This is a genomic window from Rhodanobacter sp. UC4443_H10, from assembly GCF_052978325.1.
Genome location: NZ_CM129668.1, coordinates 3633046 through 3648832, shown reverse-complemented (window position 1 = coordinate 3648832; position 15787 = coordinate 3633046). Strand labels below are relative to the sequence as shown.

Annotated in this window: 14 protein-coding genes and 1 pseudogene; 3 read left to right on the top strand and 12 right to left on the bottom strand. The window is 68.3% G+C overall.

From position 1 onward, the window contains the following. Positions 1-304: 304 nt before the first annotated feature. The 5 genes from ACVCMB_RS16465 to ACVCMB_RS16445 are packed head-to-tail and all read right to left on the bottom strand — an operon-like array spanning position 305 to position 7174. Complete coding sequence (locus ACVCMB_RS16465; protein ID WP_447110578.1) at positions 305-1147, bottom strand: DUF6671 family protein; 843 nt, start codon at positions 1145-1147, stop codon at positions 305-307. Then, positions 1147-2073, bottom strand: a complete 927-nt coding sequence (gene cysD / locus ACVCMB_RS16460; protein ID WP_447105722.1) for a sulfate adenylyltransferase subunit CysD — start codon at positions 2071-2073, stop codon at positions 1147-1149. The genes ACVCMB_RS16465 and cysD overlap by 1 nt, the downstream gene beginning before the upstream one ends. Next, complete coding sequence (locus ACVCMB_RS16455) at positions 2060-3064, bottom strand: L-threonylcarbamoyladenylate synthase (RefSeq protein WP_447105721.1); 1005 nt, start codon at positions 3062-3064, stop codon at positions 2060-2062. The genes cysD and ACVCMB_RS16455 overlap by 14 nt, the downstream gene beginning before the upstream one ends. Further along, positions 3061-5577 (bottom strand): YbcC family protein, encoded by a 2517-nt coding sequence (locus ACVCMB_RS16450; RefSeq protein ID WP_447105720.1) that lies wholly within the window; start codon positions 5575-5577, stop codon positions 3061-3063. The genes ACVCMB_RS16455 and ACVCMB_RS16450 overlap by 4 nt, the downstream gene beginning before the upstream one ends. Before the next feature lie 10 nt (positions 5578-5587). Continuing rightward, on the bottom strand, positions 5588-7174 hold the full coding sequence (locus ACVCMB_RS16445; protein ID WP_395116874.1) for a proton-conducting transporter transmembrane domain-containing protein: 1587 nt from the start codon (positions 7172-7174) through the stop codon (positions 5588-5590). Between the two features lie 104 nt (positions 7175-7278). Here ACVCMB_RS16445 and ACVCMB_RS16440 point away from each other — a divergent pair, with 104 nt between their 5' ends. After that, positions 7279-8175, top strand: coding sequence for a LysR family transcriptional regulator (locus ACVCMB_RS16440; RefSeq protein WP_395116872.1), 897 nt, complete (start codon positions 7279-7281; stop codon positions 8173-8175). Between the two features lie 90 nt (positions 8176-8265). On the opposite strand, the pseudogene ACVCMB_RS16435 reads toward ACVCMB_RS16440, so the two are convergent. Continuing rightward, a pseudogene (locus tag ACVCMB_RS16435) lies at positions 8266-8784 on the bottom strand (MipA/OmpV family protein); the annotation flags it as partial. Between the two features lie 15 nt (positions 8785-8799). Further along, positions 8800-9033, bottom strand: a complete 234-nt coding sequence (locus ACVCMB_RS16430; protein ID WP_447105718.1) for a hypothetical protein — start codon at positions 9031-9033, stop codon at positions 8800-8802. A gap of 234 nt (positions 9034-9267) precedes the next feature. Here ACVCMB_RS16430 and ACVCMB_RS16425 point away from each other — a divergent pair, with 234 nt between their 5' ends. Both ACVCMB_RS16425 and ACVCMB_RS16420 read left to right on the top strand, forming a co-directional pair. Continuing rightward, positions 9268-9993, top strand: coding sequence for an SDR family NAD(P)-dependent oxidoreductase (locus tag ACVCMB_RS16425; RefSeq protein ID WP_395116868.1), 726 nt, complete (start codon positions 9268-9270; stop codon positions 9991-9993). A gap of 163 nt (positions 9994-10156) precedes the next feature. After that, the gene (locus tag ACVCMB_RS16420; protein WP_447105717.1) at positions 10157-10825 is read left to right on the top strand and encodes an oxidoreductase; all 669 of its coding nucleotides are present in this window, start codon (positions 10157-10159) and stop codon (positions 10823-10825) included. Between the two features lie 74 nt (positions 10826-10899). On the opposite strand, the gene folE is transcribed toward ACVCMB_RS16420, so the two are convergent. The 5 genes from folE to ACVCMB_RS16395 all read right to left on the bottom strand — a co-directional run bounded on the left by folE (position 10900) and on the right by ACVCMB_RS16395 (position 15708). Further along, positions 10900-11571, bottom strand: a complete 672-nt coding sequence (folE, locus tag ACVCMB_RS16415; RefSeq protein WP_447105716.1) for a GTP cyclohydrolase I — start codon at positions 11569-11571, stop codon at positions 10900-10902. 177 nt (positions 11572-11748) lie between these two features. After that, positions 11749-12783 (bottom strand): ferrochelatase, encoded by a 1035-nt coding sequence (gene hemH, locus ACVCMB_RS16410; RefSeq protein ID WP_395116862.1) that lies wholly within the window; start codon positions 12781-12783, stop codon positions 11749-11751. 49 nt (positions 12784-12832) lie between these two features. Beyond that, on the bottom strand, positions 12833-14356 hold the full coding sequence (locus tag ACVCMB_RS16405; RefSeq protein WP_447107190.1) for a cryptochrome/photolyase family protein: 1524 nt from the start codon (positions 14354-14356) through the stop codon (positions 12833-12835). 24 nt (positions 14357-14380) lie between these two features. Further along, positions 14381-15142 carry a hypothetical protein gene (locus ACVCMB_RS16400; protein ID WP_447105715.1) on the bottom strand — a complete coding sequence of 254 codons (762 nt, stop codon included), beginning with the start codon at positions 15140-15142 and terminating at the stop codon, positions 14381-14383. After that, positions 15139-15708 (bottom strand): lipocalin family protein, encoded by a 570-nt coding sequence (locus ACVCMB_RS16395; protein WP_447105714.1) that lies wholly within the window; start codon positions 15706-15708, stop codon positions 15139-15141. The genes ACVCMB_RS16400 and ACVCMB_RS16395 overlap by 4 nt, the downstream gene beginning before the upstream one ends. Positions 15709-15787 lie beyond the last annotated feature (79 nt).

Sequence of the window (15787 nt, the reverse complement as noted above, 5' to 3'; positions counted from 1 at the left end):
GCTTCGCGCTGGGAAATGCCCCGACGCGAGTGTCTATACGGTCGGCCGCGAGTTTTGGATTGAATTTGTGCGGAACCGATGTGCACGCTGTGGATCGCGCGACATGCTCGTGAAAAGCGGATCGCTCCGGGCGTGGGCATGCCGGCGTGGTCGTGAGGGGGCTGAACTCACCCCAGTCCTCAGGGATGCCTGCGGCGATGCAGGAAGGAATTGCGCTGATCCCCGCCACGGCACGAGCAGGCCGGATGCGGGAGAAGCCATCACCAGAGGCCACGTTCCGGATCATCGACCTCCGGGTGGCGGGTCACGGATTGCAGAAATCGCAGCGCCCGGGATCGGCCCACGCCGCCTCGAACGATTGCTCGCGGCGATGACCACAGACCGCACAGATCGCGACCACGCCACGGATCATGTCGGTGGGTGCGTGACAGGCCCCGCACGGCAGGCCGGCGATGCGTTCGGTGGGCACGAATCCGCGTCGTCCGCATTGCGGGCAACAGGATCGGTAGCGCCGCACGAGATCGATGGTCGCGCGTTTGATCGCACGCATCCGCGTCGGGTTGCGGCATGCGCGCATGTCCGATTCCACGCAGGCCGCGCCGCTGATGGCAATGGCATCGGCGACATTGGCCAGCAATTGCGCCCGGCTCAGGTTGTCCTTGCGCAGCAAGAGCGACGGGTGGGACTTGCCGTCAACCGCAGCCGTCACGATCACCCCATGCCGGGGAAAGCCGATGCCTTCGGCGAAGGCGACGGCCAGGCGTGCATCCGCCACCACGCGCTGGGCGTAATTGGTGCGCGGCGTGACATGCGTTCCGACGATTTCGACGCCATCGCGACGATCCACAAGCATCACCAGCTCGCTGTCGATCGGCACGAACGGGATTTGTGGATGGGGGCCGAAGCTGCCCTCGCTGGCAACACCTGCATGCGCCTCGGGCACGCACTCCAGGGCTGCCGCGATCTTGGCCCTTGCCGTTGCATGCGGGGAATCGAGGCGGGGAATGTCTCGGCTGAAGGTGCCGAACCGGTCCGTATCGAATCCGGCCGGCAAGAGTGGCTGCAGCCCCAGGACCCGCTGCAACAGAGGGGCAATCACCGCCTCCTTGCCGTGCATGGTGGCGATCACGACGCGTTCCGGCGGCATCAGAAGTAACCCTCGCGCTTCTGCCTTTCCAGGCTTGCACCCGGATCCTGGCCAGCCAGCCGACCCTGGCGTTCGGATGCAGATGAAGCAAGGGTCTCGGCCAACACCGCCCCACGATCCGCCGCAGTCGATTCGATGGCGCCGGTCACCGGCCAGCAACCCAGGGTACGGAAACGCACGCGGCGGCGACTCGTCGTCTCGCCGGCCAGGAAGCGCATGCGCTCGGGTTCGTCCACCACGATGAGCACGCCATCGCGTTGAACCACCGGTCGCCAGGCCGCGAAATACAGAGGCACCAGCTCGACCTTCCTCAGCATGGCGTAATGCCAGACGTCCGCTTCCGTCCAGTTGGACAACGGATAGACGCGCAACGACTGCCCCTCGGCCAACCGGGTGTTGTAGAGGTTCCACAACTCCGGCCGCTGCCGGCGAGGGTTCCACGTGTGCCCACGCTCGCGCAGCGAGAACACGCGTTCCTTTGCCCGGGATTTTTCCTCGTCGCGGCGCGCCCCGCCGAAGACCACGTCGTACCCGCCGCTGTCCAGCGCCTGCTTCAGCGCATCCGTGCGCATGGCCGTGGTGTAGGCATCGCCATGGTCGAAGGGATTCACGCCGGCGGCGCGGCCCTGTTCATTGGCGTGTACGTGCAGTTGGAACCCATGCTTGCGCGCGAAGCTGTCGCGGAATGCGAGCACCTCGCGAAACTCCCAGGTGGAGTCGACGTGGAGCAGCGGCAGGGGTGGCGGCGCGGGGTGGAAGGCGCGCAGCGCGAGATGGGCGAGCACGGTGGAGTCCTTGCCTCCGGAAAACAGAAGCACCGGCTTGCGTGCCTGCGCCACGGCCTCGCGCAGGATGAAAACGGCCTCGTTCTCCAGGTGCGCGAGATGGCTGGTGTCCGGGAAGGCATCCTCGTCACGCGAGTGCATGGCCGAGTCCCGCCGCCCGCCACAGCCGGTCGCGCAGGGCATGGTTCAGTCCGCGGCCATCCGGCGGCACCACGATCAGTACGGCGAGATCCATGTCGTCTGCTTCGCGCAGCCGCCGGTACAGCTGCTGCGCCTGCTGGTCCGGGGAATGACCCATGGACAACCAGGGCACCTGTGCCGGCCAGCTCTCGGCGCGCCGCGCGGAGAGCACGCCCACGCGAGCGCTGAGCGCGGCGTATTCGGCGATGCGCTCGGGCACCTGTTCCATCGATGCCAGCACCACGCGGGCGTTGGGGGCGTAGTGAAGCTTCATGCGGCCGGGGCTGCGTATCGACGTGTCGATGGGCGACTCGACCGGTTTGCCGGTCACCCGTTCCAGGTCCTGCGCGGTGATCGCACCGGGTCGGAGCAGCCGCGGCAGACCGGTGGAAAGATCGACGATGGTCGATTCGATGCCCACACGGCAAGGGCCGCCATCCAGCAGCACCTCGACCGCGTCGCCAAGCTCTTCCCGGACGTGCCGGGCCGTGGTCGGACTGATCTTCTTGTGCCGGTTGGCGGAGGGCGCGGCGATTCCCCCGCCGAAGGCTTCCAGTACGTCCAGCGCCAGGGGGTGCGCGGGTACGCGCAGCGCCACCGTATCCAGGCCACCCGTCACGGCGTCGCTCACCGTGGCGGCGCGGGGCAACACCAGCGTGAGCGGCCCGGGCCAGAAGGCTTCGGCAAGCTTCCAGGCGAGCGCGGGAATGTCCCGTGCCCACTGCGCCAACTGCGCGGCCTGATGCAGGTGCACGATGAGCGGATGGTCTGCCGGGCGCTGCTTGGCCGCGAAGATCTTCGCGACCGCGGCGGGGTTGCCGGCGTCCGCGCCCAGTCCGTAGACCGTCTCGGTCGGCAGGGCGATCAGGGCGCCGCGGCGCAGCGCATCCACCGCGTCGCGCACGCCAGCACTCCCGGAGAGCCCGATGTCTTCCCGATCCTTGATGTTCATGCCGCGTCCTCCCAGGTCAGATGGCCGGTGTAGCGATGCATGGAGCCCGGCTTGTCGCCGAAGGCGAACAGGTGGGCCCAGCCGTGGTCGAACAGGTGCCGCACGGCTTCATGCCTGGCGACGATGGCGTTGATGGCGTCCAGCGGAGCGGCGATGACGACGGACAGCCGCAGCGGCTCATGGACGTAGCGCTTGCCGTCATGCAGCGACTGCCATGGCAAGCCGGTGCGCAGGTCGCCGCCATTGCCCTCCAGCACGCCCAGCTTGCCGACCACGTTGTGGAGCACCTTGTTGCCGCTTCCGAAGACCCGGTTGTCCACCGTCGAGCCGTAATACTGCAGGCTGATCCACGCGCCCACGATCATCGGCGCGGTCATGATGGATTCCAGGGTCTTGAAGCCGTCATCGCGCTGCCAGTCGTAGGAATTGAGGAAGGCACGCCCCGCCAGGTCGATGCCCGCGGTGCGGCTGCGCGGGGCGATGATGTAGGCCGCGCAGCCGGCCAGGCCCCACTCCGGCCGCACCTCGCTCCAATCCCTGCTGCGCGCCAGGAGCTGGCGCTCGACCGGGCGCCGGTCGTGCAGGGTGAGGATGGCAGCGCGTTCCCGCCGGGTCACCCGGCCAGCCTCGGCCAGCGAGGCCTGCAGTCGGGCCAGGTCGTCGGCATGCGTCGCCGGCAAGCCGTCGGTGTCGAAGATCGTCACCCGGTCGGTGGTGGTGTCGTGCAGCGCGCCGAGGAAATGCGTCTCGTCGGGAATCACCGTGCCGCGTCGTGCCAGGGCCTGGCGCACCTGGCGGTCATTCAGCACCGCAGCCGCCACCCGCGCATTGGCGTCGCCCGCGTGCCCACCGCAGGCCCCGCAATCCAGGCCGCTGGCATGCGGGTTGTTGACCGAGCTGGCGCCGTGCCCGACGAACAGGACCACGCGCGCGAACTGCTGCCGCAGCGACATGGCGCGCAGGGCGCCCTCTGCCAGCGCGATCCTGGTTTCCAGTGGCATGCCGGTGGCGCGGTCGTTCGCGGTCGAGGGCGTGATGTCCGGCGCCAGGCGCGCGAGTGCCGCGTCGTCGATACCGCGCTCCGCCGGGTGCGATTCGAGCCGGGTGAAGCCCAGGCTGTCGGCGATGAGCTTGCCGGCGAATTTCCATCCCATCGCTTCGACGAAGGTGAACGACGACACCGCGGCCAGCTTGAACCAGCGCCATTGGCCGATGGCGCGAAGCCGGCGCCGCCGCCGCGTGGCGATGTCGGCCTGCTGCTGCGCCGTCGCGCCCTTGGCGGTCTCGTGCACCGTCAGGCTGGGTGCCAGCAGCACCGGGCAGCGGGGACCACCCTGGCCCCGGGCGAGCGGCACATACTCCATCGGCATGCCGAAAAATCCGGCCATGCCCAGCGTCTCCACGCCGGGCGCCACGTTCTCCAGCGCACGCCGGAAGGTTTCGGAGCGCACGTCGATGCAGAACACGGCCTGCACCGCCGGGCGCATGGCGATCACGGATGGCCGCGGTGCGGCGAGCTTGGCGAGGAAGGATCGCTGCCAGGCGATTTCGTAGGCGTCCTGCAGGATTTCTTCCAGCGTCGGCGCGGCCGGCTCGTTCTCGCGGGCCAATGCAGCGAAACAGGCGCGGGCCTGCTCCCATCCGGCCGCCAGTGCAGCGACCGGCTGGCACGTTTCCAGCAGCGCCACCTCGAAAGCCAGCCGTATCGCCAGCAGTTCGAGCAAGGTGTCGTCGCGGCGCCCCGCCAGGCCGCTTTGCCAGACCTGGTAGCGGGCGTAGCCGGCCCAGCCGCCGACGCTCATCAGCAGCCGGTGGAAATAATCGGCAAGGCCCGCTTCGTCCATCTTCAGGCGGGCCGCCCCATGGGCGATCATCGCTTCGGCAGTGGCGGGAAGCGCGCCGATGCTGCGGTGGAATCCGGCAAGCCCCATGACCTGGGGCGTGCGATCGATGGCGGCCTCCTCACGCCAGGCCGCATAGGGACCCAGGTGCCGTGTCGACGCTGGCCACAGCGCCTGCCCCGCGTCGAAGTAGCCGGCCGCCCACAGCGAGATCCGCTCGCAGGCAAAGCTGGCCCAGTCTCGCCCGGTCAGCTTGCCCGCGACGTCGGCAACGGTCGGCAGCGGCGCATGCGTTGCCACATCCTCGGTTTGCAGTTGGCGGCGCAGCGCCGCGACGTCGAGGGTGCGAGGGGCTGCACTTCCCTTGCGCAGCAGGGCCTGGCCAAGATCCCGGTCGGTGATGCGGCCCTGGGCGATGGCATCGCGGTAGAACGCGCGCGGCATGGTCATGCGGGCGCCTGCCACCTCGGCCATGACGCGCGCGACCTCGCCGAAGCGGCGGTCGGCCATGCCGAGGAAGGGATTGACGGCCACGAAGTTCTTCAGCGGCCACAGTGGCGCGATGCGTCCACACGCGCGCTGCGCGGCTTCGCATGCACGCCCTGCCCCGATGTCGGAGGAAGGTGGGATGGGATCGGCTTGTTCCCTGATCTTCAATGCGATGGCGTTCATGGGCGGCTCCTCAGGCGATGGTCCGGGCGTGATGGCGCGCGTCTTCCCGACGCAAGGCGCCCACCAGGCGATTGAAGATGGCGTTGACATAGAGGCCGTTGGCCAGGTGGACGCGTGCCGCCCGCCAGAGCGGCCGCTGGTTCCACAGCACGACCAGGCTTTGCAGCACGGTCACCGCGGTGAACGATGCGATGGCCAGTCCCATGATCAGCAGGCCCGTGCCGCTTGGCCGGGGAATCGCCGGCAGGCTGCCGGCGGTCAGCCGCGTGAAGGCGGTTTCCAGGATGAAATAGGCCAGCGTGGTTCCGGCGGCCCCGAGCAGGGTCTGCACAACCAGGCGGGAAGTGGTGGCCCCTTGCAGTGACGATGCCAGCAGCATGCTGACGCCCATCACCAGGATCGCGCCCAGGGTCAGCACGGCGGGCTCCGCCCGCACGAAGGTTCCGAATACCCAGGCAAACAGCACGTAGATCGCAGTCGCCAGCAACAGGCTCAGCAGGACGGGGCGCAGGCGGGGCCTGGCGAAACGCGGCAGCGTCTCGGTTTCCACCACGCCCCCGGCCGAGAGGAAGGCGTGGGCCTTGTACAGCGAGTGGGCAACCAGGTGAAGCAGCGCGATCGCGAACGCGCCGAGCCCGCATTGCAGTGTCATGAAACCCATCTGCGCCACGGTCGAGAAAGCCAGCGATCCTTTCACGCTGGTCTGGGTCAGCATCACCACGCCGCCGAACAAGGCGGTGAAGCCGCCCACGATGGCAACGCCGTGCAGCGTCGGCATCGAGAGCACCATCACGTCGGCAAAGCGGATCAGCAGGAATCCGCCCGCATTGATGATGCCCGCATGCAACAGGGCCGACACCGGCGTCGGCGTGTCCATCACCTCCGGCAGCCAGCCGTGGGTGGGGAACTGCGCCGACTTCATGAGCGCCGCGACGCCCAGCAGCAAGGCCGCCAGCGAGAGTGCGGGCGGCGCGGCCTCGGCGGCGATGGCCTGCGCCCGGGCCAGCACGGTAGCCAGGTCGGTGGTGCCGAAGGTGGTCACCAGCAGGGCGGCGGCACCGAGCATGCACGCATCACCGAGGCGAGCGGCGAGGAACTTCTTGCGGGCGGCGATCCTTGCGGGTCGGCGCTCCGGGTAGAACACCAGCAAGCGGTGCAGGGAGAGGCTCATCGCCACCCACGCAACCACCAGCTGCACGAGGTTGCCCGCGAAGACCAGCAGCGTCACGGCGGCCAGCGTCCGGCACAGGCCGGCCATGAAGGCGCCTTGGCGCGGCTCACCGTCCATGTAGTTGCGGCTGTACTGGACCACGATGACGCCGACGAAGGCGACCAGCAGGAACATGGTGCAACTGATGGCATCCAGCCTGACCGACAAGCCGATGCCGTTGGCTCCCAGCAACCCGCTGGTGGCCGGGCCTTCCCACGCGGTCAGCAGGCAGGCCAGCACCGCGAGTACCAGGCAAAACCACGTCGCCAGGCGGCTTGCGAGAAGCATGGCGTGCGGCCGACGAGGTCCCGGCCGTGAAGGAAACAGGGTCGCCAGCAACAGGCTGGCGGGGGCAAGCAGAAACAGCGTCGCAAGGGCAGGCAACATCAATCACTCCGCGGTCAGGTGAGCCGCGGCAAGCCTACGCTTCGCGCATCATTCTAAAAAATTCATTTAACGAAACCTGTCGATATACAAAATAGAATGATTGCATGGCCGCACTGAACTACAACCACCTGCGCTACTTCTGGGCGGTTGCCCGCGAGGGAAACCTCACCCGCGCCGCGGAGAAGCTGCTGGTCTCGCAGTCGGCGCTGTCGATCCAGATCAAGAAGCTCGAGGCTCAACTGGGGCAGGACCTGTTCGAACGCAGCGGCCGGCAACTCGTGCTGACCGAAGCCGGGCGCATCGCCTTCGACCACGCGGAATCGATCTTCGCCACCGGTGGCGACCTGCTCGCCACGCTCAAGCAGCGCTCCGGCGGCCGGCGTTCGATTCTCAGGGTCGGGGCATTGGCCACGCTGTCGCGCAATTTCCAGATCGGTTTCCTGCGGCCATTGCTGGGACGCCGGAATGTCGAGGTCATCGTTCGCTCGGGCACCACCGCCTTCCTTCTGCAAAGCCTGGAAGCACACCGGCTGGACGTGGCGCTGGTCAATGTCGCGCCCGCCCGCGATGCGGCCACTCCCTGGGTTTCCCACGCCATTGCCGAACAACCCGTCAGCCTGATCGGAACGCCGAAACGCATCGGCAAGGGCGGCACGCTGAAGACACTGCTGACCAGGCAACCCCTCGTGCTGCCGACGATGGAGAGCAGCGTGCGCATCGGATTCGACGCGCTGGTCGAACGCATGGGCTGGAAAGTGCGGGTGGCGGCGGAGATCGACGACATGGCGATGCTGCGACTGATCGCCCGGGAGGACATCGGCCTGGCGGTGGTTCCGCCGATCGTGGTCAAGGATGAATTGAGCAGCGGCCGCCTGGTGGAGGTTCACCAGTTGCCGCAGCTCAGCGAGACCTTTTTTGCCGTCACCATGAAGCGGCGTTTTCCCAATCCGCTGTTGCGCGAGCTGATCCGTCCACGTGCGGCGCTTGAGCTCGCCGATTAGCGCGGGCGTTCGCCGGGCGACCCGAGGGGCATCGACCGCCATGCCGTCGTGCATGTGCCGCCATCCGCCGGCAACGGAATCTGTTCGGCCTCAGAAGGCGTAGACGAAACCCACCAGCACGGTGCTTGCCGAGGAGCGCTCCACCAGCGGACTGTCGGTGATCGCGCGAGGCAGCCGCTGGTACTTCAGGGCACTCCAGAACGTCCAGCGGCGGCCCATCGGTGCCACCGTGCCGAAGCTGGCTTCCGGCACCAGCACGCCGGGAACGGCATAGGGCCCCGGTGCGCCGTTGGCTGCCTCGGAGGGGCGGATGCCGTAGTAGTAGTCGGCGAGCCGGGGCGACCACCAGCGCACACCCAGGCCGGGCGTGACGCGCCATTTGCCGAACTGCAGCGGGTAGCCGTACTGCAGGGCGAGCTCCTGCCCGCGGCTTCGCGACAAGGCATCGGTCAGCACGGTCAGCTGCAGGTTTCCCAGCCGGCCGGAACGGGTCAACACGGCGCCGACATCCATGCTCCGGCGCCGGTCCCGTAGGCCATCCAGGGGAATGTCGTCGGCATCGAATCCGTCGAGCCGCGCCTGCGCCACCAGGTCCAGCCGCCAGTCGTCGCGTTGCCAGGCATGTCAGCCGAGTTGCAGGCCGCGCAGGAAGACGTGCTCGCCTTCGTAAGCCGCCGCGGGAACCACCAGCTGGCGACGGGAGGAACCGGCATAGCCACCGTTGCTGACCAGCGCGATGGCACCGGCTTGCCAGCCTCGCTGTACCCGGCGCGAGGCCGTCTCCCCGGCGGCGAAGGCCTCCGAGCAGCACGCGCAGAGCAGCCCGGCAACAACGATCCAGAAGAAGGGAGGAAGCATGGGTCGGCACTCCGGTCGGATGGGAAAGGCAACGCTCGCCTGCAGACGTTGCCACGCAGAAGGGCATATCCATCCATACGGAGCGCGTCCACCGGCGGATGCGCATTCACCGGCGATGAAGGACGTCCTCGACGCTGATCGTTCCTTGTGCTTCTCCGCCGGCGCTGCCGAAAGCCTTGCATCCATTCGCACCGGATCTCCGTATCTGGAATCAGGCACCCACAGGCTCTGGCCATGTCCTCATCCATACTCATCTACGGCGCCACGGGCGGCGTCGGCGCATGCCTGGCCCGGCTACTCGCCGATACGGGATCGCAGTTGCACCTGGTAGCGCGCCATGAGGAGACGTTGCGACCATTGGCGCAATCCCTGGGGGCGACATGGACGGTGGCCGACGTACTGGATGAAGCATCCTTTGCCGCGGTGACCGAGGCTGCGCCCGCGAGCCTCGATGGCCTGGTCTATGCGGTCGGCAACATCGCGGTGAAGCCGATCTCGCGCGTCTCCGAAGCTGACCTGGCCCACGATTACCGGCTGAACGCGATCGGCGCCGCGCTGGCCGTCCGGGCGGCCCTGCCGTCGCTGCGCAAAAGCACCACCGGTGCGTCCGTGGTGCTGTTTTCCTCCGTAGCAGCATCGCGCGGCTTTCCGTCGCATGCGTCCATCGCCATGGCCAAGGCGGCGGTAGAGGGTCTGACCCGGTCGCTTGCCGCCGAACTGGCACCCGCGGTGCGGGTCAACGCGATTGCGCCATCGCTCATCCGGACGCCGCTGGCCGCACGCATGGTGGCCAACCCGAAGCTTCGCGAGGCGTTCGCCGCAGCCCATCCCCTGGGCCGCCTGGGAGAACCCGAAGACATCGCCCAACTTGCTGCCCACCTGCTCTGGCCACGCTCCGGCTGGATGACCGGGCAAGTGATCGGCGTGGATGGCGGGCGCGCGGCCATCGCCGGAAAGTGACCGGAGCAGGCAGCGCAATGCGCAGCAATCGCGAGTTGCCTGGCAAGCCTGGCGTGCACCCTCGCCGCGGGGTCCACGGGTGCGGAAGATGGGCACGCGGGCCGGCCGGGGTGGAATACTGGTCCAGGCGCTGTCGATGGCGGGCCTGCCCGGGAGGTCACCCATGAAGATACTGCTGGTCGGAGCGAGCGGACTGGTCGGACAAGGCGTCCTCAAGGTGCTGCTGCAGGACGCCGCGCGGCCCGGGGTGACGTTGCTGGTCCGCCGCCGGTCGCCAGACGTGCCGCAGGGAGTGCGCGTGCTGCAAGTACCGGAACTCCGCGACAAGGCACTGGAAGGACTCGACCTTGGCGACATCGATGCCTGCCTGTACTGCGCCGGGCCGTTGCCCCTGCTTCTCTCGGAAGCGGCGTATCGCGAGGCGACGGTGGCCACCCTCGAGTGTGTGTCGCGGGCCTTTGCGCGCGCCAATCCGCGAGGACGGATGATCTATGTCTCCGGCGCCGGCGCCGACATCCGCAGCCGCTGGATGCCGTTGCGGATCAAGGGCGAGGCCGAGCAGGTGCCCGGCCGCTTCGCGCTGGCCACCACGGTACTGCGGCCCGGTGCCATCTGCCCCGTGCAGGGCGAGCAGTCTCCGCATCGCACGCGGCGGGCACTCTATGCGCTGGCCGGTCCCGTGCTGTCCGTGGCAGTGCGCCTGATGCCCGGCAGCTTCACCACGAGCGCGGCCGTGGGAAGGTGCATGCTGGCCATGGCGAGGGCCGAGACCTCAGGGACCGGGATGGTCGTGGTCGAGAACAGGCAGATCAACACATTCGCCGCGCCCTGATCGGGCCCGAGGTGGTTAGCGCGGAGCGCCCGGCAAGTTTCGTGCAGCCGAGCGGCCATGCACGACGGCGAGGCTCAAGCCCTGCGCTCGGCCAACAGGCTCAGGAATTCCTTCCGCAACGAGGTGTCCGCGAGGAAGGATCCGCGCATCACGCTGTTCACCATCCTGGCGCCATCGTCCTTCACGCCGCGCCAGTGCATGCAGTAATGATCGGCTTCCAGCACCACGGCGAGGCCGTCGGGCCGCAGGCGTGATTCGAGCAGGTCGGCGATCTGCACCACCGCTTCCTCCTGGATCTGCGGCCGGCTCATCACCCAGTCGATCAGTCGCGCGTACTTGGACAAGCCGATCAGGTTGGATGCGGCATGGGGCATCACGCCCACCCACGCGCGCCCCATGATCGGGCACAGGTGGTGCGAGCAGGCGCTGCGCACGCGCATCGGCCCGACGATCATCAGCTCGTTCAGATGCTGCACGTTGGGAAACTCGGTGACCTCGGGCGCGGCCTGATAGCGGCCCGCAAACACCTCGCGCACGAACATCTTGGCCAGCCGCCTGGCGGTCTCGCGGGTGTTGTGGTCGTGCTCGACGTCGATCACCAGGGCGCGCAGCAGGGCGTCCGCCTTGTCCTCTACCTCCCGTTGCAGTTCGTCCAGCTCGCCGGGCCGGATGAAATCCGCCAGGTTGTCGTTGGCGTGGAACCGTGCGCCGGCCTCGCGCAGGCGGTGGCGGATGCGGTCCGACATGGCGGTGGCATCGGCATGGCGAATGGATGCCACATCGGAGGGTGCTGTTTGCATGATCAGGCCTTTGGCAGCGGCGGATGGCGTCGTGCGCTGTCGAACCCGAATGCCCGGCATGCACCATCAGCTCATACGCAGCACCGGGCCATCCGGATGCATGCTTGCCGTCCATCGACGGATTCAGGCGGCCAGGGTCTGGCCCGAAGGCTGTCGGCACAGCGCCGCGACGGCATCGGCCCACTGTGGCTGGTCATTGAGGCACGGGATCAGGGTGAGCTCCTCGCCGCCGGCGGCGAGGAAGGTTTCGCGTCCGCGGATCCCGATCTCCTCCAGGGTCTCGATGCAATCGGCCACGAACGCCGGGCAAGCCACGAGCAATCGGCGTACGCCCTGCGCAGCCAGCTCCTTGAGCACGACGTCGGTATGCGGTTCGATCCACTTCGCGCGGCCCAGCCGCGACTGGAACGCCAGCGACCAGCGTTCGTGCGGGATGCCGAGTGCGGCGGTCAGGCGCTCGCTGGTGCGCACGCATTGGGCGCGATAGCAGCGCTCCAGCACGTTTGCCGGAGGCTCTAGGCAACACGACGGACCGCACAGGCAGTGCCGGCCGGTCGGGTCCGCCTTGCGGATGTGACGCTCGGGCAAGCCGTGATAGCTCAGCAGCAGATGGTCGTGCGGCTGCGCCAGATAGGGCCGCATGCTGGCGCCCAGCGCGGACAGGTACTCCGGCCGGTCATGGAACGGCGCAACCACATCCAGCTGCAGCCGCAAGCGATGGCGCTGCAGGGTTTGCCGTGCCTCTTCCAGGACCGTGGTGACGGTGCTGTCGGCAAACTGCGGATACAGCGGCAGCAGGGTCGCGCGCCGGATGCCGCGGCGGGCGAGGTCGCACAGCACCTTCTCGATGGAGGGTTCGCCGTAGCGCATCGCCAGTTCCACCGGCGCGCCGTGCCAGCGTTCGGCCACCCGCGCCTGCAGGCGCCGGCCGATCACCAGCAGCGGCGAGCCTTCGTCCCACCAGATCGAGCGATAGGCCGCGGCCGATGCCGCCGGGCGCGTGCGCAACACCAGCGAGACGATCAGCCGGCGCAGCGGCCACGGCACGTCGATGACGTGGCGATCCATCAGGAACTGGTCGAGATAGCGCCGCACGTCGGCGACGTCGGTGGAGGGCGTGGAGCCGAGGTTCACCAGGATCAGGGCTTGGTCGGGCATCGATGGTTTTCCGGTGGAGGCAGGAAGCGGGTGCGAGGTGCGTCGCCGGTCACAAGGCGTCGAGATCGCCGAGCACGACCTCGGCCCGCCGCTGCACTTCGGCGCGTTGTGCGGGCGGCATGCGCTCGAGCTGGCGCAGGGCCATGCCGAGGCGCGGATGGGATGCCAGTGCGCGGCGATGGCGTGCCAGGAAATCCCAGTACAACGCGTTGAACGGACAGGCGCGTTCGCCGGTGCGCTCATCGTGCCGGTAGCGGCAGCCGGCGCAGTAATCGCTCATCCTGTGGATGTAGTTCGCCGACGAAACGTAGGGCTTGGTGGCCAGCAGGCCGCCGTCGGCGAACTGGCTCATGCCCAGCGTGTTGGGCAACTCCACCCACTCGAAGGCATCGACGTAGATGCCGAGATACCAGCGGTGCACCTGTCCGGGGTCCAGGCCGGCCAGCAGCGCGAAGTTGCCGATCACCATCAACCGCTGGATGTGGTGCGCGTGGGCATGCTCCAGCGATTGCGTGATGGCCTGGTGCAGGCAGTTCATGCCGGTTTCGCCGGTCCAGAACCAGGCCGGCAGATCGCGCCGGTGGCCGAAGAAGTTGGCCTCGGCGTATGCGGGCATGCGCGCCCAGTACACGCCGCGCACGTACTCGCGCCAGCCGAGGATCTGGCGGATGAAACCCTCGACCGCCGCCAGCGGCGCGCGACCCTCGCGCCAGCACGCTTCGGCGCGTTCGATCACCTCGCCTGGCGAAAGCATCTTGACGTTGAGCGCGAACGAGATCAGCGAATGGAACAGGCGCGTCGCCTGCGTGCTCATCGCGTCCTGGTAGTCGCCGAACCCGGCGAGCCCGTGGCGCAGGAAGGCATCGAGCTGGAGCAGCGCCTCGTCCCGGTTGAGCGGCCAGCGGAACATCCCGGCCGCGGGCGTGCCGAAGCTTTGCACGCCCGCCGCCACGATGCGCCGCCACAGCGCGCGGTGGTCGTGCGACGGTCGGGCATCGGCCGGTTCGCTCGGCGTACCCGGCCAGCGCTTGCGGTTGTCGGCATCGAAGTTCCATTGGCCGTCCACCGGTCGCCCTTGCCTGTCCAGCAACACCTGGTGCTTCGCGCGCATGTGCCGGTAGAACAGCTCCATCTTCCAGCGCCGTCGACCGGCAAAGAACGTCGCCACCTCGTCGCGCCGGGTCAGGAAGTGTTCGCTGTCCACCTGCCGGGCGGGGATGCGCAGCTGCTGCGCGTACTCCGCCAGCTGCCGGTCCAGGCGCCACTCGTCCGGTGCCTGGTACTCGAACGTGCGCACGCGGTACTCCCGGATCAGCTGATCGAGGTTGGCGGTGATCGACTGACGGTTGGCGACGTCGTCGATCGCGAAGTAGCGCACGCGATGGCCGCTCGCCTCCAGCCCGCGGGCGAAGTCGCGCATGGCGGCGAAGATCGCCAGGATCTTCTGCGCGTGGTGGAGGACGTAGTCCGTTTCCTGGCGGACTTCCATCAGCACGTAGAGCACGTCGGGATCGCTGGCCGCGAACCAGGAATGTCCGGGGTCGAGCTGGTCTCCCAGCAGCAGGCGCAGCATGGTCACGGTGCGCAGCCGTCCGGGTCAGCGCGCCGTGGGCGAAGTCGCCGCCCGGCGCTGGCGCAGCGTCGAGAGCAGCGACACCAGGAGCACCGCCACGGCCAGCAGCAGGGCCACGCTGGCGGCCGCATCCGCGCCGGCCAGGCCGGCGCTGCGCTGTTTCACGCAAACCCCCAGCAGGCCCCACAGCGCCGCGAGCGCATACCAGGGGTTGCCGCGCATGCGCACGATCATGGTCAGTACCAGCGCCGCCGCCAGCGCGAACAGCACCAGCGTCCACGCCAGCATGTCCGCCACCGGCAACAGGCGGAACGCCACGATCACCTGGGCCAGGTTGAGGAACACCGCCAGCGACACCCAGCCGGCGTGCAGCGACAGCGGGACCCACTGCCACCACGGCCCGCGCGCGTGGCCGGCGGTGTGCGATGCCTGCCAGGCGGCGGCGAGCAGGCACGCCAGGCTGGCCCAGATGACGAACAGTGCGAGCCAGAACCACTGCTGCGAGAACACGATCATCCATGCCGAGGTCAGCGCGAAGCCGGCCGCCGTCAACCCCCGGATGCGGCGCAGCGCCGCCGTGGCGTCCCGCTCGAACAGCTGTCGCGTGCCGAAGATCGCGTCCAGCACGAAGATCGGCCCCCAGATGGCGAACGCGTAGCCGGCGGCCACGATCAAGGTGGGATAGCGATCCGAGATCTCGCCGTTGGTCGGCCCGAACGCGCCGGTGTTGGACAGCCAGGCGACGACGGGCATCGCCCAGGCGAGAAAGACGACGAGGTATTTCACGGGCATTCTCCAGCAAAGCGATCGCGGTCTGCGCCAAGCTCGGGCCAGCGCTGGGGCACCCGGCGGATCGCGGTCGGGTCGTACCCCATGGCGGACGCCCGATCGAGCATGGCGGCGTAGTCGGCCTCCGACACGGTGGGCGTACGGGAAAGGAACCACAGATAGTCGCGCGCATCGCGCACCACCATCGCCTGGGTGCCGTCGGCCTTCAGCCAGCCGACCAGATACCGGGCGCTCAGGAAGGCGAAGAAGCGTACGCGCCATTCGCCATGGCCGCTGCCCTCGACCACGCTCGCGGTCGACTTGAACAGCCTTGCCGGCGCGTCGAACCCCCCGTGGCGCTGGCGCAGCCAGATGCAGAGCGAGCCGTCCTCGTTGCGCCGGAAGGTTTCCACCGCGTTGTAGCTGTCGCGCTCGAAACGGGGCGTGATGGCAGCGAGGACATGCCAGCGCCCCAGGTAGCGACCCACATCCGAGGTGTGCACCGGCCGGATCGGGTCGAACTGGCGCGCACGCGCCGCCGGCGCGGGCAGCACCCACACGGCGAGGAGCGTCAGGATGAGCAAGCGTTTCACCCGGGGCAACCTCGTCTGCTGCGATCAGGACCGCTACATGCAGCTCATACGGCGCACGTTCGCATTTGGA

Bases quoted from the DNA above. Each gene is read 5' to 3' on its own strand.
- ACVCMB_RS16465 (WP_447110578.1), bottom strand. From the start codon at position 1,147: ATGCCGCCGGAACGCGTCGTGATCGCCACCATGCACGGCAAGGAGGCG.
- cysD (WP_447105722.1), bottom strand. From the start codon at position 2,073: ATGCACTCGCGTGACGAGGATGCCTTCCCGGACACCAGCCATCTCGCG.
- ACVCMB_RS16455 (WP_447105721.1), bottom strand. From the start codon at position 3,064: ATGAACATCAAGGATCGGGAAGACATCGGGCTCTCCGGGAGTGCTGGC.
- ACVCMB_RS16450 (WP_447105720.1), bottom strand. From the start codon at position 5,577: ATGAACGCCATCGCATTGAAGATCAGGGAACAAGCCGATCCCATCCCA.
- ACVCMB_RS16445 (WP_395116874.1), bottom strand. From the start codon at position 7,174: ATGTTGCCTGCCCTTGCGACGCTGTTTCTGCTTGCCCCCGCCAGCCTG.
- ACVCMB_RS16440 (WP_395116872.1), top strand. From the start codon at position 7,279: ATGGCCGCACTGAACTACAACCACCTGCGCTACTTCTGGGCGGTTGCC.
- ACVCMB_RS16430 (WP_447105718.1), bottom strand. From the start codon at position 9,033: ATGCTTCCTCCCTTCTTCTGGATCGTTGTTGCCGGGCTGCTCTGCGCG.
- ACVCMB_RS16425 (WP_395116868.1), top strand. From the start codon at position 9,268: ATGTCCTCATCCATACTCATCTACGGCGCCACGGGCGGCGTCGGCGCA.
- ACVCMB_RS16420 (WP_447105717.1), top strand. From the start codon at position 10,157: ATGAAGATACTGCTGGTCGGAGCGAGCGGACTGGTCGGACAAGGCGTC.
- folE (WP_447105716.1), bottom strand. From the start codon at position 11,571: ATGTCGGACCGCATCCGCCACCGCCTGCGCGAGGCCGGCGCACGGTTC.
- hemH (WP_395116862.1), bottom strand. From the start codon at position 12,783: ATGCCCGACCAAGCCCTGATCCTGGTGAACCTCGGCTCCACGCCCTCC.
- ACVCMB_RS16405 (WP_447107190.1), bottom strand. From the start codon at position 14,356: ATGCTGCGCCTGCTGCTGGGAGACCAGCTCGACCCCGGACATTCCTGG.